Here is a 22,228-nt window from a genome sequence, read left to right as displayed (position 1 = left end):
AATATACTACACCATATTTGTATATTTTTGGTGTATTTTGCACAATAAATTTCTGTTCAACAAAAAAAGCCAAGACAATTGTCTTGGCTCATATTTTCTATTCGTTTGTTTCGATCAAACCATATTTACCATCGTTACGTTTATATACGATGCTTGCGCCATTTGTTTCGGCATCTTCGAAAATGAAGAATTCATGTCCAAGCATTTCCATTTGTAGAACTGCTTCTTCAGCGTCCATAGGTTTCAATGATAGGCGCTTTGTTCTAACGATTTGTGTCTCGTCTTCTTTTGCGTCCTCAGCAGATACATCATCCAAAGGAATATCCTTAATACTACCTGATTCACGTCCCTTACGATTTACACGTGTCTTAAACTTCTTAACTTGTCTTTCAAGCTTATCAATTACTAAGTCGACTCCAGCATACATGTCATCATTTATTTCCTCAGCTCTAAGAGTCATGTATGGAAGTGGAATAGTTACTTCGACTTTTGTACCTTTTGATGGATAAGTCTTCAAATTAACGTGAGCAATTGGATTGCTGCCGTCACTAAAATATTTTTCCATCTTTGACAATCTTTTTTCAACATAGTCACGAATCGATTGTGTTACCTCGATATTTTCACCACGAACATTAATTGTTAACATAAGAATCTCTCCTTTTCGACGATAGGAAATTAAAGAGTGTATCTACTCTTCTCTCTAATTATATAATTCTTCCGCGAATGTGACAACGGTTTCACTACCTAGATAATGAAAAAGTACAAATATTATTGAAACCAACTATCTCAAGAGCCTGTCTCGCGTGCATTAAAGTTCGGCCTGTAGTATAAACATCGTCAAGAATCAAAATACTACTATCGCTTGGTATATCAAGTCTATCAGGATGAAAATAAAAGGTTTGCGGCGTTTGAAGTCTTTCATAGCGGTTCTTTTGAGCTTGAGGTTTATCTGCATCAATTTTTACAAGCATTGACGTTAAGTCAAACACCTTATGATACATTTCCCATACAGGATCAAAGCCTCTTGCCTCTAAATGTCCGTTGCTTGCAGGAATATATGTAATTAAATCAAATTTATTAGATTTAGACCAATTGTATAAATCTTTAGAAAACAACTCTGCTAATAAAATATCGCCATACCATTTATAGTTTTTAAAATAACTATGTATGAATTGATTATACTCAAACAAAGCCTGATGACAATTGATAATATTATATTTTTTATCCCACAACAAGCAATCTTCGCAAATATTACTATCATTTTTCTTATAACATCTTATACAACCTTCATCATAATTGAGTGGATTTAGCTGACTTCTGCAAAGTTCACATAGATTATCTGGAACGAAATCTTCAAACCCAAAAATAATTTTTAAATTCAACTCGTTTATGCTTTTATTACCACAATTTAGACATCTCATTTGCTGGCCTGTCGATTCAGATATTTTATTTCAGAACAAGCCTGTTTAACTTGTCGATTGTAACTTTGATAATAGAAATGCACCTCATCATCATAAGATTCCTTAGCACGACCGGCTCTACCAGCTATTTGAATTAGTGCAGTTTTAGAAAATTCTTTAGCATCCGCATCGATCACTATCACGGTAATATTCTTAAAAGTTACTCCACGTTCCAAGATAGTAGTCGTTAAAATAGCTTGAATTTCTTTTTTTCTAAATTGAGAAACCTTATCCAATCTTTGTTCGTCCTTTGAACTAACGTCCACAAAACTTAATTCAGGAAAAATGATTTTTAAACTCTCAGAAAATTTTAACATCGCTGGAATTTTTGGAAAAAATAACATAAACCGTTCATTATTTTCTATCAATTTTTTTATTTTTAATTTTATTCTTGGATTTATCCTAAAATAATCACTAGATTTGAATAACATGTGGCACTTAGGCTGTGGTAATGGATAAGTATGGAATCTTTGATACAATTTAGATATAGTGATTTTTTTGTTTTCAACATCTTTTATCAACCTTTTTGGCGGTGTTGCTGACAAAAATACTAAATTACCTGTTGGTCTCTTTGCTTTATAAATGGCCTTTTCAAGCATTTCATTCCCCGCTAATGGATATGAATCCACTTCGTCTATTATCAACACATCAAAAGCCTTATCAAATTTTATTAGTTGATGCACAGTGGAGATCATTATTTGTGTCAATGAATACGTTTCTTCACTTTTACCATGGAATAATCCAATACTAACTTGTGGGAAGGCTGCTTGAATTCTAGGGAATAGTTCAATACAAACATCAACTCTAGGAGAACAAAAAGCCACACGTTTACCATCAGAAATAATACGTTCGATCAATGGATACGTCATTTCAGTCTTACCGGCACCAGTAACCGCCCAAACTAAGTGATTAACTCCCGTATTATATGCCATAATAAGCTCCTCAGAAGCTTTTTTCTGCATAATGGTTAATTCACCGGACCACTGTAAAGATGGACTCCTATCGCTAAATAGTGCTTCTGCTGGTGAAATTATCAATTGGTCACGCTCACTGATTCTGCCGAGGTTGATACAACTTCGACAATAAATAAGTTTTGAATTATTTTTCACCATCATTAAGCATCTCTGGCAAACATTATTCTCTATAGCATTTATTTTTTTGCCACCGATACTAAGCAATAATTCTATCTGTTCATCATTCAATTCCGTCGTATTAAAAATACGACCACCTAAATATTCATTTAAATTATTCATAAATTAAATTACGAAAGGAATAACAAATTTGCAAAATTATAAAACAATTGCTCAAACAGGAGCGTTTGAAAAAGATATAAAAAAGTCTCGTTTCATTGCACACATTGCTCAAACTTTTTCTGAAGATGAAGCCAAACAATTTATTTCAAAAATCCAAAAGCAAGAATCTGGTGCTACACATAATTGCACGGCCTTTATAGTTCTTGAAAACGTTGAAATAGAACGCATGTCAGATGATGGAGAACCTAGTGGGACTGCGGGTTCCCCAATCCTGAATGTCTTACAACAAAACGACTTAAAAAACGTTACTGCAGTCGTAACTAGATATTTTGGTGGCATAAAATTAGGTGCTGGAGGACTAATTCGTGCCTACTCATCCACTACATCCGATGCCATTAAAGAAATTGGCCTAGTTGAAAATCGTTTACAGCAAGGATATGAATTGACCATTCCTTATCACCTATACGACAAGTTTGAAAACTATGCCAAAAATGAGCAGATCATTCTAGAAAATAAGACCTTCTCTACTGATGTCACTTGCAATGTATATCTAGATCTGGCAAAGCATCAAGAAATAATTCAAGATATTACTAACCAATTTCAAAATCAAATAGTATTTAATGAGATCGAGCAAACTTATAAACAAGTGTCTATTTAAAACTCTCTCACTCAAATTTGTAATAAAAACACGTGCCAAAACACAATTTTCTCCATCAACCAAAAAGAAGTCGACATTTACTTGCGTAAATACCGGCTTCTTTTTTGTACCATATTCGAAAACTGAACGTGTTTTGTACAACTTCGTGAATCAATCTTTCTTTTCTAATCGTTTAACAAACTTCTGAATCGTTCTTAACAATGGCTGTCGGTTATCGCCAAGAAGGCCTATGGATTCAACGAACAGTTCCAAACCAAGTAATACACCAATTGTCAAAAGAACACTGCCCCACAAACTTGATAGTGGGTAAAGCAATGAGATGAATGCAAATATCAATGACAATCCATAAATAACCAGAACGGTTTGTCTATGTGATAATCCTAATTGCATTAATCTATGATGTAAATGATGTTTATCAGCTTGAGTGATTGGTTTCTTATTCAAGAATCTTCTCAACATTGCATATACAGTGTCTGTTATTGGAACTCCCATGATAATTACTGGAATCAACATGGTAATAAAGGTCACATTCTTCAAACCCTTTAATGAAAATACTGCCATCATGAATCCTATAAACAACGCCCCAGTATCACCTAAGAAGATACTGGCCGGATGGAAGTTATGTGGTAAGAATCCTAGTAAGGCTGCCACTAAAGCAAAAATCCAAATTGATACATAGACATTAGTTATATTCAAAAAGAAATATCCAACAACTCCCATGGTGAACAAGGCGATTATTGAAACACCTGTTGCAAGGCCATCAAGTCCATCAATCAAATTAACTGCATTAGTTATAGCTAATATCCAAATGATCGTAACTGGGAAACTCCACCAGCCAAGTTGAAAGGTTCCAAATATAGGTATTACGACTTCATTCATTCTGATTCCGGCTAAGAAATAAATCACCAGTGCTGCAGCGAATATTCCGGCCATTTTTGCTTTTGGCGATAATTCTCTAATATCATCAATAATTCCTGTCAAAATAATAATACATTCTGCCAAGAAGACACTGAATAGTTCATGGCTAGGAATTTGATTTCGCAACAATACAAAGGTCGAAAATGTAAAGGCAATAAAAATAGCCAGCCCACCCATAGTAGGCATTGGCTTTTTATTTACACGACGAGCATTTGGATTATCTACGGCACCCAAAATGTAAGCAAGTTTAATTACAAACGGAGTTATTATGGCAGACAATATCATTGTCAAAAACAGATACACTATTACATTAAACATACACGGATTACCCCCGAAACTCACTTTCTCATAATATTTCAATTATACAATAATTGGTTACAATACCAAAACTAAATTAAAAAAAGACCGCGCTCAATATGAGTACAGTCCCCCTATTTGATTAGCCAATACTACTTGGCTAATTCAACTTTTCTAACCTCACGTACCACTGTAACCTTAATGTGACCTGGATACTCAAGATTCTCTTCAATTTCATTCTTTATATCTCTAGAAAGAATTGCTGCTTGATCATCTGAAATCTGCTCAGGTTTAACCATAACACGAATTTCATGACCTGCTTGAATAGCATAACAATGATCAACACCCTCATGCTTATTAGCAATTTCTTCCAGTTTTTCAAGTCGATGAATGTAGTTTTCCATAGACTCTGATCTAGCCCCTGGTCTAGCGGCTGAAATTGCATCAGCTGCAGCAACAATGGTTGCAATCAAAGAAGTTGGTTCTACATCCCCATGATGCGAAGCAATTGTATTAACAACTACTTCTGGTTCTTTATATTTAGTTGCGATATCAACACCTATTTCTACGTGTGAACCGTCAACCTCACGATCAATAGCTTTACCTATATCGTGTAATAACCCTGCTCGTTTTGCCAGCATAACATCTTCACCCAACTCGGCTGCCATTATGGCGGATAATTTAGCAACCTCAATTGAATGACTCAAAACATTTTGACCATAACTTGTACGATACTGCATACGACCGATAATCTTGATAAGATCAGGATTTATTGAGCTGATTCCCAAACTATAAATAGTCTGTTCTCCAACCTCTCTAATGTGATCATCCATTTCTTTTCTAGCTTTATCGACCATTTCCTCAATTCTAGCTGGATGGATACGGCCATCCTCAATTAATTTCTCTAAAGCCATACGAGCAATTTCTCTTCTAATTGGATCATATCCACTTAGAGCAACTGCTTCAGGAGTATCATCAATAATCAAATCAATTCCTGTTAGAGACTCAATCGTTCTGATATTTCTACCTTCACGACCAATAATACGTCCCTTCATGTCTTCATTAGGTAATGAGACCGTTGTAACGGTAGATTCAGAAACTGTATCTGCCGCACTACGTTGAATAGCAGCAACGATAAGGGCTTTTGCTTCCTTATCAGAATATTGTCTTGCTTGCTCATTACTATCATTAATCATCGTAGCTCGTTCATGTGTCAACTCTTTATTTAAATCACCTAGAATAATCTTTCTACCTTGTTCTTTAGTAAGATTACTTACTCTAGTTAATTCCGCCTTTTGTTCTTCAAGAGTTGCGGTCAATTGTTTGTCCTTATCATCAAGTTTACGTTTCCTAGCTGTAATATTGTTTTCATTCTTCTCGATATTTTCCTCACGCTTTTCAAGCGATTGGTCTTTTCTATCAAGAATATCTTGACGTTCAAGAGCACGATTTTCTTGTTTCTGAACATCTTGACGACGTTCTTTCAACTCGTTTTCTTGTCCTTCACGATACTTATGAATTTCGTCTTTTGCTTCAAGTAAAGTCTCTTTTTTCAGAGACTTTGCAGACTTTTTAGCATCGACAACAATATCCTCAGCAGTTTGTTTAGCTTGTGAAAGTTTTTTTTCGTAGGCATCCTTACAGAATGCATATCCGAAGAAGATACCCACAATTAATGTTATTAGTGCGAAAGAGAAGGTTACGATAGCATGATACATGCCATCACCTCCAAATCGTTTCTTTAAGTATTTGTTTGTAAAAGCAATTATTACAGAATTTTTACATACAACGTTTATATTATAGAATAAATATCACCTGTCAACCAACCAAAAAGTAAAAAAGAGACCTATTTGGTCTCTTTTTCTTCAGAAGCTCCCAAGTTCAACACTGTATCAGCTGTCTTGGTAGTCTTTTCATCTTTTGATTTATCACTTGATTTATTAGAATCTTTTTTATCTTTTGGATCTTTTTTGTCCTTAGAATCCTCTTCGTCTTCTGCAGGTTTACCATCCATACCATAAGCGTCTCGAACTCGTTTACGTATTTCAGCCATCTTTTCTGGATTCTCAGCCAAGAATGCCTTGGCATTCTCACGACCTTGACCGATTCGCTCATCTTTATATGAGTACCAAGATCCGGCTTTATTAACAATATCCTTTTCAACGGCCATATCAACCAATTCACCAGTCTGTGAAATACCATGTCCATACATGATATCAACAAGTGCAACTTTAAATGGTGGCGCAACCTTGTTCTTAACGACCTTGATTTTAACCTTGTTACCAATTACATCTGATCCATCTTTAATCTGCTCAGAACGGCGTACTTCAAGACGTACAGTCGCATAAAACTTCAATGCACGACCACCGGGTGTTGTTTCAGGATTACCAAACATGATACCAACTTTTTCACGAATTTGGTTAATAAACAAAGCGATTGTCTTAGTTTTATTTATTGTTCCTGATAACTTACGCAATGCTTGTGACATCAAACGTGCTTGTAAACCAACATGGGCATCCCCCATGTCACCTTCAATTTCAGCACGTGGTACTAGAGCTGCAACTGAATCGACAACAACAATATCAACCGCACCACTAGAAACCAAGGCATCGGCAATTTCCAATCCTTGTTCACCTGTGTCAGGTTGAGAAAGTAGTAAATTATCAATATCAACGCCTAGAGCAGTTGCATATGCTGGATCCATGGCATTTTCAGCATCAATATATGCTGCTGTTCCGCCCTCTTTTTGAACTGCTGCAACAGCGTGTAACGCTACAGTAGTCTTACCAGAACTTTCAGGTCCATAAATTTCAACAATTCTACCACGTGGAAATCCACCCACGCCAAGAGCATTGTCTAATGCTAAAGAACCAGATGAAATTGTAGATATTCGAGTGTCAACATCATCACCCATGCGCATAATAGCACCCTTACCAAAGTCTTTTTCAATTGATTTCAAAGCCTTGTCTAGTGCTTGTTTACGTGCGTCTTCATCTTCTATTCTTTTTTTCTCTTCTTTAGCCAAATTAGTTTCCTCCTAATGCATTCATCATTAGTATCTTATTAGTTATCATTCAAAAAAGCAAGAAAAAAGCGAACAAATGTTTGTTTAAAGATAATTACTCCTGAATGAGTTTTTGTACGAGAACAAAAGCTATAATAACTGACTTTAAACGAACGGCACGTCTTGAACCTTCAAAGTGAAATTCTCTAACTATGCATGAATCAATCTTTCTATCATAAACACCGATAAAGACTGTACCCACTGGGCTTCCTTCAAGTGGATCAGGTCCAGCAACTCCAGTCAGACCAACACCAATATCAGCACTATTTATCTTAGCAGTCGACTCAGACATAACTTGAGCAACTGTAGGACTAACTACTGTATATTTCTTGATAATATCTGAACTAATGTGAAGCAAATTGGCCTTGGCTTCATCAGAATATGTTACAAATCCACCCTCCATAACTTGCGAGGCACCCGGTATATCTGCAATTGAGGATTGAAATAATCCTGCAGTTAAACTTTCAGCGGCAGAAATAGTCATATTAAGTTTCTTAAGCTGTTCCACTGTATCCTTAGGTATTGATTTGAATTCTTCTGGAATACCTGATTCAAAGTCGGCAGCTTCAATCATTTCACGATATTGAGCAAAAGCTTTTTCTTTTTTCATTGTTCTCACTTCTAAATTACGTTTTATTTTTTAAATATGTCTCTTGATTGAATAAAATAATCAGCACCTGAATATATAGTGAAGAATAAACAAATATACAACAATATTTGACCTATTGGGAAATTAATAGCTGAGAAGAAGATATTGTGCATAAGTAAAAATATAATTGCCAACATTTGAGTCGTTGTCTTGATCTTACCCGGCATTTGAGCAGCCATTACTTTGCCGCCTTCTTCTAGAACAATCATTCTAAGACCTGTAACTGCTAATTCACGACACACGATAATTGCAACTACCCAAGCTGGTGCCATTTTTAATTCTACAAGAAAGATAAAGGCAGTCATAACAAGCATCTTATCTGCTAAAGTATCAGCAAATTTACCAAAATTAGTAACAAGATGATTGGCACGAGCAATTTTGCCATCAGCCAAATCTGTTAACGAGGCAATAATAAATACCGCCGTTGCGAGTACATGGTTAACTGGTATCAAGTCATTGGCAACATAGATATCACCTAATCCTCCCCAGCTAAACGCCAATAGAATTATGAATATAGGGATCAAGATGATACGTAACATAGTAAGTTTATTTGGTAAATTCCAAACCATTTTTAATTTCCTCCGTTTTTTAGCAAAATAAAATGAGGCCGGACTTTGTCCTAGCCTCATATATTTCAGGCTAGGACAAAGTGTTTAAGCCTCTTTATTTTTAATCATTTTCAACATTAAATGTCAAAGTTTGCACAATTGAACTACCAGAACTAACACTACTCAAGTCAACAGATTTACCACCAATACTTACTTTGGTATTAGTAATATTACCCGTTTGAATTGAGAATGATGTAACGTCACTAGTGATCTTAGTTGTCTTCTTCTCACCAGAGCTTAAAGCTTGTTGCCAAGTTGTGTCAGAACCCTCACCAAATTGAATCCAGGCTTGTCCACCGTCAGCAGAAACTGTCACATCAGCACCATCAGTTGGCAAGTTTGTGACTGTATATGTTCCTGTTGTACTTGACTCTTTAACTGTTAAGCTAGTTGATTTCTTCTTTGCAGCTGACTTCTTCTTTGTTGAAGTAGCTTTCTTTGTAGATTTTGTATCACTAGATGACTTCTTTGCAGTTTCTTCAGTACTATCCTTTGGAATAGTTACATTAGAAGAGCTAGAACTCTTATGCATCATCCCAAAGGCGATAACACCAATAATCACAATAACTATAATTCCCACAATAATTTGTGGAATATAATTACCTAAGTTTGAAAAGAATGAGCTAGATTCTTCTTTAATAGATCTAGTATTCTTCTTTTCTTCACTTTGAACTGGTTCCTTTGGTTGAGAATCAGGAATTTCAGCCTTGTATTCTTCTAGCAAATCATCACTAGAAATATCAACAGCATCCGAATATTGTTTGATAAAAGCGCGCACATAAAAATCACCGGGCAAATGATCGAATTGTCCTTCTTCAATCGCTATCAAATATCTTTTCTGAATCTTTGTGACTTGTTGTAAGTCATCAATTGTGTATCCTTTTTTTATACGTGCATTTCTTAATTTTTGGCCAATTTCGTCCATTATTTACCACCGATTAACTAATTTTTCTAAGTATAACATATATTATTACTGAACAACCAACGACGTTATAACAACCAACCGCCAGCAAAATAAATCGTTTGTCCTGTTAAGTAGTTTGACTTTACATTAACAAAATAACTAACTAAATCAGCTATTTCATCTGGTGTTGCCAATCTATCGGCAGGTATCTCTTCTTTGATACTTTCTAAATCCGCACTAGAAAACTCCGCGTTCATCTTAGTATTAACAGCACCTGGAGCAACAACATTAACTGAGATGCCCAAAGATGCGACCTCTTTAGCATATGCGTCAGCAAACGAGGTCATGGCTCCTTTAACAGTGCTATAAACAACTTCCATTGCAGATCCAACTTTACCATAGATGGAACCAATGAAAACTATCCTACCGTGATGCGTTCGTGCCAATTTATCCTGTAGTGCCTTCAAAATCAAAATTGGCATCTTAATGTGGATATTCCACAAAGCGTCGATTTCTTTTTCTTCAATATCAACTAATAACTTGTAATAGGTATTACCCTGCGCAAATATAATCGCATCTAATCCGTATATCTGCTTAGTCAAAGTATCAACTTTATCAAGACTCATATCAAAATGAACTGGCAAAAAGTCCTGATGTGGATATTTAGTCGCCAATTCACTTTGCAAACTAGCAATACGCTTTTGGTTCTTATTATAGTGAAGATATAATGACCAGCCCTTTGCAGCAAGAACTCTTGCCGTACTAGCACCAATATCACCAGAGCTTCCCATCACTAATGCATACATAAAATACTTCCTATTTCGGCAAAATATTGTAGTAGGTACAATTATCATCCTTGATAAATTGCTCTGCTACTTGCAAAACATCGTCATAACTAATCGAGTCGATCAATTTGATCAATTCCAAATAATCAACATCATAAAAGTATAATTCAGCCATTTGATTGGCAATAGCGTCTGGTGAGTTTTGAGCAAACAAATATGATCCAATTGCATCACGCTTGATTCTTTCAAATCTCTTTGTATCTAAGACTTTTTTTAATTCATCAAATGACAAATGTTTCTGTAAGTATTCCTGAAATTTTTCAGGATAATTAGTTGACCCACTTACAATCATAAAACAATAGTTGTTTTCTGCAACAACATTATAAGAAAAACTGTCATCAATTATATTTAAATTGCTCATTTTTTCATAATTATCAGAAGCTTCACCTATCAAAGTCTCCATAATCATATTTAATTCAAACTGCAACTTAACTAACTCAGGCTTTGATACATCAGCGTCTATCCTAATTCCATATGCTGATCTACCTTGAGTTATTTCCATTTTTTCCTGACCACCGGCACCAATTGGTTCAAAATCTTGTTTTATTGATGGAAGAATATCAGGACTACCATGAAAATCAGAATTCTCAACAATATCTTCAATTTTTTTGAAATCAACATCCCCAACAAGAACTAAGTCCATATTATTAGGACGATAATTCTGTTGATAAGTTGCCAATAAATTGTCCTTATTAATCTGTTGAAGTGACTCACTAGTTCCTGCAATATCCTGAGATATTGGATCATTTGGGTATAACTGTCCCAAAATTCTTTGTTCTAATACCCATTCTGGCATATCTAGATACATTTGGATTTCTTGATCAATTATGCCACGTTCAGAAGCCACGTTTTCCTCAGTAAAATGTGGATTTTGAATCAAATCCAACAACACCTTTAGATTGTCATAGGGGTTATCTAGAGTCTGAAACAAATAGGCTGTTTTTGTATAACTAGTATATGCATTAGAGTTAGCACCGTATTCTGCAAACTTTTCGGAGACATCATATCCCGGTTTGGCAAATAACTTGTGTTCAATAAAGTGAGCAATACCTGCAGGTAGATCACCATTTCGAGTATCAACTGATCCAAAGTCCGTCATTGCAAGACCATACACCTGATTGTAACTAGGAAGTGGAACCACTTCTATTTCATAACCATTCTTCAATTTCTTAGAATATTTCTTAAGTCTTTCGGCCATACGTTCTCCAATCATTAATCCCCAATTAGTCTGTACTGTGCAATTTCACTCATGTCATGAGCAACTGCCACAATATGTTTACGATCCATTTTATCAAGTTCAATCTTAAATTGTTCATCAGTTAGTAACGACTTAGAATATACTGTTTCCCAAATACTACGCATGATATAGTGCTGAATCGAATCTGATGAGATCTCTCTTCTAGTATCCATGACCTTTTGGGCGTGGACAATTTGATCATCTGTAAATTTATCATTTTTTATAAAATCAATCTGTTTATTAATTAAGTCGGTTGCCTGACCAAGTTTTTTAGCATCCAAACCAGCTTGAATCGTAACCAAGTGACTGATTGGCTGATATGAACTAGAAACTGAATAAGCCAAACTATTCTTCTCTCTCACCTGCTGGAATAATTGTGATTGATCATCCCCACCAAGTATCAAGTTCATTGCTTGCGGTGCTAGTCGACTATTTTTAACATCGATTTTTTTAGTTAAATATGCAATTGCCAAACGACTTTGATTCAAATGTTTGTGGTCTTCTTTTGAGGCAGGAGTATTAACCAACTTGTCAAAATGGTCAAACTCAATAGATAGATTTTGACGGTCACTCTTCAATTTAGAAACAAACTCACTATCCATGAAAGTCTTAGTGAACTCCTCTTCATCAACGTCACCAACAACATTAACAACGACCGCGTCATTTTTTAATACATCTTTATAATGATCATATAAATCAGCGTTGTTCAATGCCTTCAATTGTAAAATATCACCAAAGATTGGAACTTGACGATTAGGGTTATCTTGGTAAAGCAAGTTGGTAAGTCCCAATATACTGACCAAATCTTGATTGTCATCTATTGAAGCTAGGTTTGACATCAAGTTTCTTTTCTCAGTGTCAAATGCTATATCATCAAACTCCGAATCGTTTTTAAGATTAGGTTGAAAGACTATCTCACCTAAAAGATTAAGATTTTCACTTAATTGATTGGGATCGTGTAATAAAAACTTAGGATCAGCGAATTCAATACTAAAAGCCAAGTCATTAAAGTTTAATAAATTACGTGTGTACACGTTTATTTCAGAACCGTACAGTTCCATTTCACGATCATTCAACGCTTTAAAGGTTGGATAATGCTTCGTAGAATTGGACAAAACATTGGCTAATAAACGTCTTTTCGTAGTCTCTTCTCTTGATAATGGTCTTAAAAAATCAATTTGAATTTTGATTGTACGAAACTTTTTTATTGGCTTAATATTCAAAGCCACATTATTTGCGATTGATTTTCTCAATTTTCCACCTGTTTTTTCTTAATTGAATCTAATTGTTCCTGTGTTAATAATACTTTACGAGGTTTACTACCCTCAGAAGGTCCAACAATCCCTTTTTCTTCCATTTCGTCTACCATTCTAGCTGCTCGATTGTAACCGATTTGGAACCTACGTTGCAACATCGATACACTGGCAGATTGTTGCTGAACTATCATAGATACTGCATCGTCCCAATATTCATCGTTGGGCTTATCACTCTTAGAATTATTTTCATCTATATCAGTTGGTATCATATCTTCGTCGTATTCAGCTTGTTGTTGTTCACTAACAAATTTCACGACGTTTTCAACCTCATGTTCAGAAATATAAGCTCCCTGAAGCCTTACTGGCTTACTCTTACCGATTGGTTGAAATAACATATCACCACGACCCAACAACTTCTCAGCTCCAACTGAATCAAGTATAGTTCTAGAGTCAACACCACTAGAGACAGCAAAGGCCATTCTAGATGGAATATTGGCTTTGATCAATCCAGTAATAACATCAACTGATGGACGCTGTGTAGCGATGATAATATGTAATCCTGCGGCACGAGCCATTTGGGCCAAACGAACGATGGCTGCTTCTACTTCATGTCCTGCTACCATCATCAAATCTGATAATTCATCAACAATGACTACAATAAATGGCAATCTTTCCATTTTGTTATCTGCTTCAGCGGTCTCATTGAATTTGTCAACGTCTTCGTTATACTCACCAATATTCCTATGGTTAGTTTCCGCAAACAACTTGTAACGACGTTCCATCTCGGTAACCGCCTTTTGTAAGGCACCTGCAGCCCTTCTTGCATCCGTTACTACTGGGATCAACAAGTGAGGCACTCCGTTATAAACATTCAACTCAACCATCTTAGGATCAATCAAGATCAGCTTGACCTCACTAGGCTTGGCCTTCATCAAAATACCGGTAATTATGGTATTGATAGCAACAGACTTACCACTACCAGTAGAACCCGCAATCAATAAATGCGGCATCTTTGTTATATTGATCTCAATAATATTACCAGAAACATCCTTCCCTAGTGGAACTATCAATGGATGCGTTTTATCTTTTTGATTCTCAGTAATATCTTTAAATGAAACTGTCGAGATCGTTTTATTTGGAACTTCAATACCAACAAACGACTTACCAGGAATAGGCGCTTCGATTCTAATATCCTTAGCGGCTAGTGCCAATGCCAAGTCATCAGCTAAATTAACGATTTTACTTACCTTTACACCAACTGCTGGCTGAACTTCATATTTTGTAATAGTTGGTCCAAGGCTGGCTTTTTTAACATCCACATTGACACCAAAGCTCTTGAATGTCTGTTTCAATTTATCTTTATTCTCATCAATAAGCTTGACCTCACCACTTTGGTCAACGCGCTTTGGTTGCTCCAACAAGTCTGATGAAGGCAACTTATAATCGTCATCATCAATATTTCTGGAGCTAACTGGAGTTGGTAAATCTTTTTTATCAGTATTATCAATGCCATAAGGCTTAGATATGACCTGAGCCGTTTTGGTAGGTGCTGACTCAACCACTTCATCAGTTGACGATTGGGTCGGCATATCGATTTGAAAATCTGAATCATCAGACTTACTTGGCTCTGTATCGTCTTTGGCAAAACTATTGATATCTTTAAATCGACTATTGTCACGGTCCACCTTGGACTCTGGTTGTACCTTCTCTGGCTTCTTTGATTTCTCGTTTTCTCTTGAATCAACATAATTATTATAATGACCAGATAAATCGTCTCTTACTTTGATCATACCTTGCTTGATATGAACCAAGATACTGGTTGTAACAATCGCAACTTGTTTCATCGTTACATTGAATAACATCAATATTCCAACTGCAATCATTAGGAATGTAATGAAATACGTTCCCCAAATCGAGAATAGCGGCATAAATAGGCTGTATAAATAAGATCCAATCATCCCTCCACCAACAGACTTATTAACTGTGAAATCAGCCATATCAGCTGATAAAGTATTCCACGTGACCAAATTATAGTTGTGGTAAAGTTGAATCTTATTGAACATCAAAATATGTAATATTACTAACGTTCCCAAATATGTGAATAAAAATCCAAAGTTTCGCTTAGGCGTCATAACGGGTAATCTTCCCGTAGCGATTAAAAAGGCACCCACGAATATACTGACAATTAACATTATTGGATAACTATCCCCAACAAAGATTCGATAAATATTGTCAAAAAAGTTACCAATGATACCAAATTTAAATAAACCCAAGACTGATAATACAATCAGCAATAGGCCAAAAATAGATCTAAATAATCTGCTGTCACTCTTATTTTTTGGAGTGGCTTTTCTAGTTCTTTTAGTAGGCGTAGATTTCGCCTTTCTTTTTACCATATAAACCTCACATAATCCTATCACTATTTTAAAATTATACATTTAGAATCTAAGTAGTACAAACTTCTGGAGAATATTTCACAAAACAAAAAAACAGCCTTTCGGCTGTCTCACTTTTTATCCTTTGTTGTATCATTTGGTTCAACATTATTATGTGCTGTAAAATTCAATGAAACTCCACGGTTAAGTGCAACAACTGTCACTTGATATGTCAATGTTTCAATATACTCAACAACCGGACGTGAAATTTGTTCAACTTGCTTGGGCTCGAGATCTTCTGGTTTTCCTTGGAATCCAACTAATTGGACAACTTGACCAATAAGACCAGAAACTTTGAAAGGTGCATTTTCTGGATGAACTTCAAAAGGAATTACTATTTGGAATATTTTACCTTCGTCTTCACTTAAAGGATTGCCCTTTGCATCCAACAAATCTGGATGTTCAATTGAGATCTGCAGATCTGACTTAACGTCAGCTGCGGGTGATTCAACATCGTAATGAAAGGATTGTACGGTTACTTCACCTTTGTTTGTCTTCATTATAATTATCCCCTTTATTAATCTAGTTTGTCATGCTCATAGTGATGTTTTGTCTCTAATCCAGCAAAGTTCTGTTGACGAACCGCTTCATAGATTACTAAAGCACAACTATTAGAAAGGTTCAATGCTCTAATATTATCGCTCATAGGAATTCTCAAACATTTTTCGGGATTATCACGCATATAATCTTCTGGTAATCCAGTTGTTTCTTTACCAAATAGGAAATAATGGTCTTTTGAAGTATCAGTGAAATCTGCATCACTATATACCTTATTGGAGAACTTAGTAATTAAGTACAAATAATTATCATCTGGAACTGATTGAACAAAATCCTCTAAACTATCGTGATAAGTAATATCCACCTTATCCCAATAATCCAACCCAGCTCGCTTCATATGGGCATCATCAGTACTGAAACCTAGTGGTCGTATTAGATGCAACTTGGTATTTGTTCCAGCACAAGTACGGGCAATATTACCTGTATTAGCTGGCATAAGTGGTTGATACAAAGCTATATGATTAGTCATTTTTAAATATTCCCTTCTTTTTAACTTTTTCAACAAAAAAACGCATACCCTCGGTGATCGCCACAGCAAGGACATGCGTTAGTTAAGCTTTTACATTTACTTGCTTTTGTCAAAATTAATCCTGAGAAAAACAAGTAACCACAAAGTTTATAGATATTATACCTGTTAATTTATGCAAGTACAATATGTATTTGAATTATTCGTGAATTTTTTTAGATTCATTTATATCTTTTTGAGGCTCGTCACTATTTGGATCTGTTTCGTCCTCGTACCAATGTGAATTACGTTTGACCCATCTGAATATTCTAGTACAAATGATCTTTAGAATGGCAAATACCGGAATTCCGGCAATCATCCCAAACAATCCAAACATCCCTGCTGAAACTAATAATACCAGGATAGTTGTAACTGGGTGCATCTGCATCTTGTTACCAACAATAATAGGCGAAATAACACGTGTTTCAATTGTCTGCTCAACTGCAAAGACTATGATTACTTTGATCAGCATCGATGGTGAGATAAATGCACCAATAATTAATGATGGAATCAATGCTAAAGTGGAACCAACGTATGGGATCAAGTTCAATATACCAGCACTGATACCAAGAACTAATGCATAACGCTGCCCGATTATTAAATAGCCAACAAAGAACATGACCGCTACCCAAAATGCCACTGTTAGTTGTCCTGTAATGTAAGAGCTAAGGGATTGGCCCATTTCAGTTAACATTTCACCAGTTGATTTCCTTAACTTGGTTGGAACAAATGCTACGACTGAATCTTTGAACTTATTTTTATCTTTAAGCATAAAGAACAAAATAAATGGTGCAGTCAATATTATAATAACAACATTGGTTACCGTACTTACAGCAGAACTGATACCACTAAAGGTTTGAGGAAGGATCTTGTTAACAGCTGACTCAAAATTCTTTGTTATTTTTGCATTTGAACTTGCTAAGTTATCACGGAATACATGTAACTTAGGATCTTTGAACATACTTTGTAGACTCTTGTTTAAAGAATCCCAATACTGTGGCCAATTTTGTATCAGAGAATCAATTTGATTCTGGATAAAGGGAATCAGCGACATTATTCCCCACACCAATAATGCAAAAATAATTATGAATACAAACATTATGGAAATGACCCGCTTGATATTAAACTTATTCTCTAGTACATCTATCAGTGGATTAATCAAATAATACAATACTAATGCTAAGATGACCGGTGGCATCACTATTCCTAGAATTCGATTTATCGGTGTAAAAACGAAACTTATTTTTGAAAACAAGAAAATAACTAGAAAAATAACAAAAATATTTAATAAGACAATTGTAACTTGATTGTTTAAAAACCACTTATAAAACCAAGTTTCTTCTTTTTTTGGTGATTCTTTCATATTATACGTGCTCCTTGTGTGTATCAATAATGGTACAGTAATATTATAATGTACACTATACATTGTTTGGAGGAAATTGTAATGTTAGAAAAAGTTCTCTTTAGTGGTTATACAAGCAAAACTGGAAAAGGAGTTTATCAAGCTGAATTGGATTCAGATACTGGTAAACTATCAGCTCCTAAGACATTAGTTGAACTAACTGGTCCAACTTATATTGATGTAACAAATGATTTGAAACTAATCTCCCTTGCCAAAAAAGACGGTAAAGGTGGCATTGTCACTTACGATATCAGTGGTGATAAAGCAAAATTACTCGATGAAGATTTCTCTGAAGAAACTTCACCTTCTTACGTAAAATTTGATGAAAGTCGTAGTTTGATTTTTAGTGCCTACTTCCATCTAAGCAAAGTTAAGATCGATCATTTAACAAAAGATGGTAAAATCGAACACTATTCAGAAATTCACTTTGAAGGCTCTGGCCCACGTCCAGAACAAGATCAATCCAAGCCCCACTACTCAGCTCTTACACCAGATGGTAAATTGATCATTTGTGATTATGGTGCCGATCGTATATATATCTACAATATTGATGACCCAAAGAATCCAAAACAACTCAACGAATTCATCGCCCCATCAGGTTACGCTCCTAGACATTTGGTATTTAATCCAACTAAACCATATGTCTATATTGCCTGTGAATTATCTTCAAAAGTTCTTGTAATGGAGTACAATGCAACCGACTCAAACTTGACTTTGGTTGACGAAATCGAAGTTGCAAAAGATGAACAAAAAAACACTACCGCTGCAATACGTATTTCTAAAGATGGTAACTTCCTTTATGTATCAACACGTGGAGCTGACACTATCGCTACATTATCAGTTTCTCCAGATGGAGATCGTCTAAAGAAACTTAACACAGTTAAGACTATGGGTAATGGACCAAGAGACTTCGAACTTGATCCTTCAGGAAAATACTTAGTCGTTGCCAACCAAGATTCTGATAATGTAAGCATTTTCACACGTAGTTCAAACAAAGGTGCACTAAATCTTCTAGAAGAAAATATTTCCATTCCTGAGTGTGTATGTGTACACTTTATTTAGTCCCAAAATTATAGGAGAAAATAATAATGTTCATCGAAATTATAAAGACTATCATTCTTGGTATAATTGAAGGTTTTACTGAGTTCCTACCTATCAGTTCAACTGGACATTTGTATCTAGCTGACGAATTCGTCAAACTAAATGAATCATCGGCCTTCATTCACATGTTTATGGTTGTTATTCAATTTGGAGCGATACTGGCAGTTATCTTGATTTATTTTCACAAATTGAATCCATTCTCACCTAAGAAAAACGGTCATCAGAAACGTTTGACTTGGGACATTTGGTTCAAGGTCCTAGTAGCAATTATCCCATCAGTCGTAATTGGACTTCCATTGAATGACTGGATGGATAAGAACTTAACTAGTTGGCAAGTTATCGCAGCCACATTACTAATTTATGGTATTTTATTCATTATCGTTGAGAATTACTTTAAGGATAAACAACCACAAGTTACTGACTTGGATAATTTATCATATGGAACAGCTTTTAAAATCGGACTATTCCAAGTATTGTCACTAGTTCCTGGTACTTCACGTTCTGGTGCAACCATCTTAGGTGGTATCTCCATTGGTACTTCTAGATTTGTTGCCACAGAATTTTCATTTTTCTTGGCCATTCCCACAATGTTTGGTGCTAGTTTATTGAAAATCGTTAAGTACTTTGCAAGTGGTAACACATTTACCGCCGATGAATTGACTATTTTATTAGTCGGTACATTCGTATCATTCGTTGTTGCATATGCTTCAATCAAGTTCTTATTGAACTATATTAGAAGCAATGACTTCAAGGCATTTGGTTGGTATAGAATTATTTTAGCAATTCTTGTAATTATATACTTTGGATTCGTCAAAGGTATGATTGCGTAATTAATTAATTAGAACGTCTCAAGACGTTCTTTTTTTGTGCTCTATTGTGTACAATGAAAGGGATTAAATAATTCGAGAGAAGTGATTCTTATCTTTAAAGAAATTTGTGTAGAAAATTTTACAACTATTCCTCAAGCTGTCTTAGCCGGTGCCAATAGGATCGAGCTTAATGACAATCTAGCCGTTGGTGGTACTAGTCCAAGTACTGGTGTCTTACAAGAAGCTACAAAGTACCTTCAAGAAAAGCATATCCCATTAGTTGAAATGATACGACCACGTGGTGGAAACTTTGTTTATAACGATATTGAAATAAAAATGATGGAAGCAGACCTATTTCAAGCTCAAAAACTCGGAGTTGATGCTGTTTGTTTCGGTGCATTGACTAAGACTGGTGAAATCGATGAAGAAGCTGTTGAACAATTGATTGCTGCAAGTTCAGGGATGCAAATAGTTTTCCACATGGCCTTTGATGATATTCCTGATGACAAAAAGTTATCTGCCATGGATTGGTTAGTTGATAAAGGTGTTGATCGTATCCTCACTCACGGTGGACCACTAAGTATCCCTATCTCTGAAACACTAGATAATCTGAAAAAGTACATTGATTATGCAGATGGTAGAATCACTATCGTTCCCGGTGGTGGTATCACTTATGAAAATTGTGACCATGTTTCTGATGTTTTAGGTGTTAAAGAATTACACGGTACGCGTTTGATTGATTTGGAATAGAGCGTGACAGAGCACGTTCAGTTTTCGTTTATAAGCACAAAAGACCAGTATTTACGCATGTAAATACTGGCCTTTTGTTATATTGAAAAAATTGTGTTCTGGCACGCGTTTGCACTGCAAATTTGAGTAGAAAAAGTGTTAACCTTCACATACTAGTAAATGATTGCAAGAACATTCCAGCAATACTGAAGTAAATCAACACACTAGTTAAATCACTAAGTGTAGAGATAAATGGACCACTCGCTACGGCGGGATCGAATCCAAAACTAGACATTAGCATTGGAATAAGGCTTCCAGCCAGATTAGCCACCGTTATAGCGGCACACATGGCCAGTCCAATAACCATTCCTAATATGAAATTATGCTTCCACACTCCTACCAACACCGTTACGGATATACCTGTAACGACACCGGTGATAAATCCTGTTAATAATTCTTTAACTATTAACTTGAAAAATTCATGACGATCAATCTCTTCGACTGCCAATCTTCTAACAGCAACAGCCAAACTCTGTGTACCAGCATTACCTGCAGTACCAGTGATGGTTGAAATAAATACTGCTAAAATACTGGCCTCTGCCAAAAGATTCTCATAATGATTAATTAAAGTTGCAGTGATCATACTTAATAACAACAAAGTTATCAACCAAGGCAAACGCTTGGAGGCTGCCCTTAATGGACTATCTTGTGTTGTCTCATCGACACTAACACCGGCAAGTCCTGAATAATCTTGTAATGATTCATCATCAATAACTTCAATAACATCATCAACCGTTATAATACCAACCATCTGATTGGCATGGTCAACAACTGGAACAGCCAAGAACTCGTAATCTCTAAAAATTTGAGCAACTTCTGCCTGTTCAGCATCAACGTTAACAGTGATAACATCGCTATTCATCTTCTCACCTAACTTGTCACCTGGATCCAATAGAATCAAGTCACGTAAGGACATTACACCAACTAGATCATCATGATTATCTAAAACATAAAGATAATAGATAGTCTCAGCTGTTTCCGCAAAACTACGTAAATCTTTTATAGCATTAGCGGCAGTCTCTTGTTCGTGAAACTGAACATAGTCAGTGGTCATAATACCACCGGCTGTTTCTGTATCATAGTGCAATAATCCACGTAGATTGTTGGCGTCAGCTCTAGGCATTTGGCCTAAGAATCTATCAACGTCGGACTTCTCCAAATGTTCCAACACATCGGCCGCATTATCATCATACATATCGTTCAACATTTCAGCCGCAAACTCCAGATCCATCTCTTTTAAATACTCAGGGATCTCTGGTAAGTCGTCTTCAATCGTGTCAAACATATCACCCAATTCATCGGGCTCAAGCAGTGAATACAGACTTAATCTTTCTGGTTTATCTAGGGTAAGATAAAAGGTACTCTGGTCATAAAAATGCATATCCAGATAGGTTTTTCTGAATCTTTTCTTATCACCTTTATCCAAATATTTCTTTAACTGTGCAAATTTTTCTTGCAGTCTTTTCTCATTTTCATCCAT

General features: G+C 35.7%; 21 protein-coding genes. 4 read left to right on the top strand and 17 right to left on the bottom strand.

Annotated features, from left to right (window positions below):
* Positions 1 to 97: 97 nt before the first annotated feature.
* The 3 genes from hpf to BTM29_RS06905 all read right to left on the bottom strand — a co-directional run bounded on the left by hpf (position 98) and on the right by BTM29_RS06905 (position 2,713).
* Positions 98 to 646 (bottom strand): ribosome hibernation-promoting factor, HPF/YfiA family, encoded by a 549-nt coding sequence (gene hpf, locus BTM29_RS06915; RefSeq protein WP_076615223.1) that lies wholly within the window; start codon positions 644 to 646, stop codon positions 98 to 100.
* Between the two features lie 94 nt (positions 647 to 740).
* On the bottom strand, positions 741 to 1,382 hold the full coding sequence (locus BTM29_RS06910; protein WP_225972185.1) for a ComF family protein: 642 nt from the start codon (positions 1,380 to 1,382) through the stop codon (positions 741 to 743).
* A gap of 35 nt (positions 1,383 to 1,417) precedes the next feature.
* Positions 1,418 to 2,713, bottom strand: coding sequence for a helicase-related protein (locus BTM29_RS06905; RefSeq protein WP_076615217.1), 1,296 nt, complete (start codon positions 2,711 to 2,713; stop codon positions 1,418 to 1,420).
* A gap of 28 nt (positions 2,714 to 2,741) precedes the next feature.
* Between BTM29_RS06905 and BTM29_RS06900 the strand changes: the two genes are divergently transcribed.
* Entirely contained in the window at positions 2,742 to 3,371 is a 630-nt protein-coding gene (locus BTM29_RS06900) for a YigZ family protein (RefSeq protein ID WP_076615213.1), read from the top strand.
* 150 nt (positions 3,372 to 3,521) lie between these two features.
* Here BTM29_RS06900 and BTM29_RS06895 read toward each other — a convergent pair whose 3' ends face one another.
* The 13 genes from BTM29_RS06895 to BTM29_RS06835 form a co-directional block, all read right to left on the bottom strand.
* Positions 3,522 to 4,607: a glycosyltransferase family 4 protein gene (locus BTM29_RS06895; RefSeq protein WP_076615209.1), complete on the bottom strand. Its 1,086-nt coding sequence runs from the start codon at positions 4,605 to 4,607 to the stop codon at positions 3,522 to 3,524.
* Positions 4,608 to 4,738: 131 nt separating this feature from the next.
* Complete coding sequence (gene rny, locus BTM29_RS06890) at positions 4,739 to 6,304, bottom strand: ribonuclease Y (protein ID WP_076615205.1); 1,566 nt, start codon at positions 6,302 to 6,304, stop codon at positions 4,739 to 4,741.
* Positions 6,305 to 6,432: 128 nt separating this feature from the next.
* The gene (gene recA, locus BTM29_RS06885) at positions 6,433 to 7,587 is read right to left on the bottom strand and encodes a recombinase RecA (RefSeq protein WP_076618789.1); all 1,155 of its coding nucleotides are present in this window, start codon (positions 7,585 to 7,587) and stop codon (positions 6,433 to 6,435) included.
* Positions 7,588 to 7,705: 118 nt separating this feature from the next.
* Positions 7,706 to 8,260, bottom strand: coding sequence for a CinA family protein (locus tag BTM29_RS06880; protein ID WP_076615201.1), 555 nt, complete (start codon positions 8,258 to 8,260; stop codon positions 7,706 to 7,708).
* Positions 8,261 to 8,283: 23 nt separating this feature from the next.
* Complete coding sequence (gene pgsA, locus BTM29_RS06875; protein ID WP_076615197.1) at positions 8,284 to 8,868, bottom strand: CDP-diacylglycerol--glycerol-3-phosphate 3-phosphatidyltransferase; 585 nt, start codon at positions 8,866 to 8,868, stop codon at positions 8,284 to 8,286.
* 100 nt (positions 8,869 to 8,968) lie between these two features.
* Entirely contained in the window at positions 8,969 to 9,832 is an 864-nt protein-coding gene (locus BTM29_RS06870; RefSeq protein WP_076615193.1) for a helix-turn-helix domain-containing protein, read from the bottom strand.
* Between the two features lie 65 nt (positions 9,833 to 9,897).
* Entirely contained in the window at positions 9,898 to 10,617 is a 720-nt protein-coding gene (gene ymfI, locus BTM29_RS06865; RefSeq protein WP_076615190.1) for an elongation factor P 5-aminopentanone reductase, read from the bottom strand.
* Between the two features lie 10 nt (positions 10,618 to 10,627).
* On the bottom strand, positions 10,628 to 11,854 hold the full coding sequence (gene yfmH / locus BTM29_RS06860) for an EF-P 5-aminopentanol modification-associated protein YfmH (RefSeq protein ID WP_076618786.1): 1,227 nt from the start codon (positions 11,852 to 11,854) through the stop codon (positions 10,628 to 10,630).
* A 14-nt stretch (positions 11,855 to 11,868) separates the two neighbouring features.
* Positions 11,869 to 13,146, bottom strand: a complete 1,278-nt coding sequence (gene yfmF, locus BTM29_RS06855; RefSeq protein ID WP_076615185.1) for an EF-P 5-aminopentanol modification-associated protein YfmF — start codon at positions 13,144 to 13,146, stop codon at positions 11,869 to 11,871.
* Positions 13,143 to 15,545 carry a DNA translocase FtsK gene (locus tag BTM29_RS06850; RefSeq protein ID WP_076615181.1) on the bottom strand — a complete coding sequence of 801 codons (2,403 nt, stop codon included), beginning with the start codon at positions 15,543 to 15,545 and terminating at the stop codon, positions 13,143 to 13,145. The genes yfmF and BTM29_RS06850 overlap by 4 nt, the downstream gene beginning before the upstream one ends.
* A 110-nt stretch (positions 15,546 to 15,655) precedes the next feature.
* A complete protein-coding gene (locus BTM29_RS06845; protein WP_076615176.1) occupies positions 15,656 to 16,084 on the bottom strand; it encodes a DUF1149 family protein in 429 nt (142 codons plus the stop codon).
* A 17-nt stretch (positions 16,085 to 16,101) separates the two neighbouring features.
* A complete protein-coding gene (gene trmL, locus BTM29_RS06840) occupies positions 16,102 to 16,611 on the bottom strand; it encodes a tRNA (uridine(34)/cytosine(34)/5-carboxymethylaminomethyluridine(34)-2'-O)-methyltransferase TrmL (protein ID WP_076615172.1) in 510 nt (169 codons plus the stop codon).
* A gap of 196 nt (positions 16,612 to 16,807) precedes the next feature.
* Positions 16,808 to 18,010, bottom strand: a complete 1,203-nt coding sequence (locus BTM29_RS06835; protein ID WP_076615169.1) for an AI-2E family transporter — start codon at positions 18,008 to 18,010, stop codon at positions 16,808 to 16,810.
* Positions 18,011 to 18,091: 81 nt separating this feature from the next.
* On the opposite strand from BTM29_RS06835, the gene BTM29_RS06830 reads away from it, so the two are divergent.
* The 3 genes from BTM29_RS06830 to BTM29_RS06820 all read left to right on the top strand — a co-directional run bounded on the left by BTM29_RS06830 (position 18,092) and on the right by BTM29_RS06820 (position 20,709).
* Positions 18,092 to 19,111, top strand: coding sequence for a lactonase family protein (locus BTM29_RS06830; RefSeq protein ID WP_076615166.1), 1,020 nt, complete (start codon positions 18,092 to 18,094; stop codon positions 19,109 to 19,111).
* A 26-nt stretch (positions 19,112 to 19,137) separates the two neighbouring features.
* Positions 19,138 to 19,980 carry an undecaprenyl-diphosphate phosphatase gene (locus tag BTM29_RS06825; protein ID WP_076615162.1) on the top strand — a complete coding sequence of 281 codons (843 nt, stop codon included), beginning with the start codon at positions 19,138 to 19,140 and terminating at the stop codon, positions 19,978 to 19,980.
* A 90-nt stretch (positions 19,981 to 20,070) separates the two neighbouring features.
* Positions 20,071 to 20,709, top strand: a complete 639-nt coding sequence (locus BTM29_RS06820) for a copper homeostasis protein CutC (protein ID WP_076618783.1) — start codon at positions 20,071 to 20,073, stop codon at positions 20,707 to 20,709.
* 145 nt (positions 20,710 to 20,854) lie between these two features.
* On the opposite strand, the gene mgtE is transcribed toward BTM29_RS06820, so the two are convergent.
* Positions 20,855 to 22,228, bottom strand: coding sequence for a magnesium transporter (gene mgtE, locus BTM29_RS06815; protein WP_076615158.1), 1,374 nt, complete (start codon positions 22,226 to 22,228; stop codon positions 20,855 to 20,857).

It is taken from the genome of Companilactobacillus allii (assembly GCF_001971585.1).
Classification (GTDB): Bacteria; Bacillota; Bacilli; order Lactobacillales; family Lactobacillaceae; genus Companilactobacillus; species Companilactobacillus allii.
The sequence above is the reverse complement of the archived record's forward strand: the minus strand, read 5'-3'. Positions and strand labels throughout refer to the sequence as shown.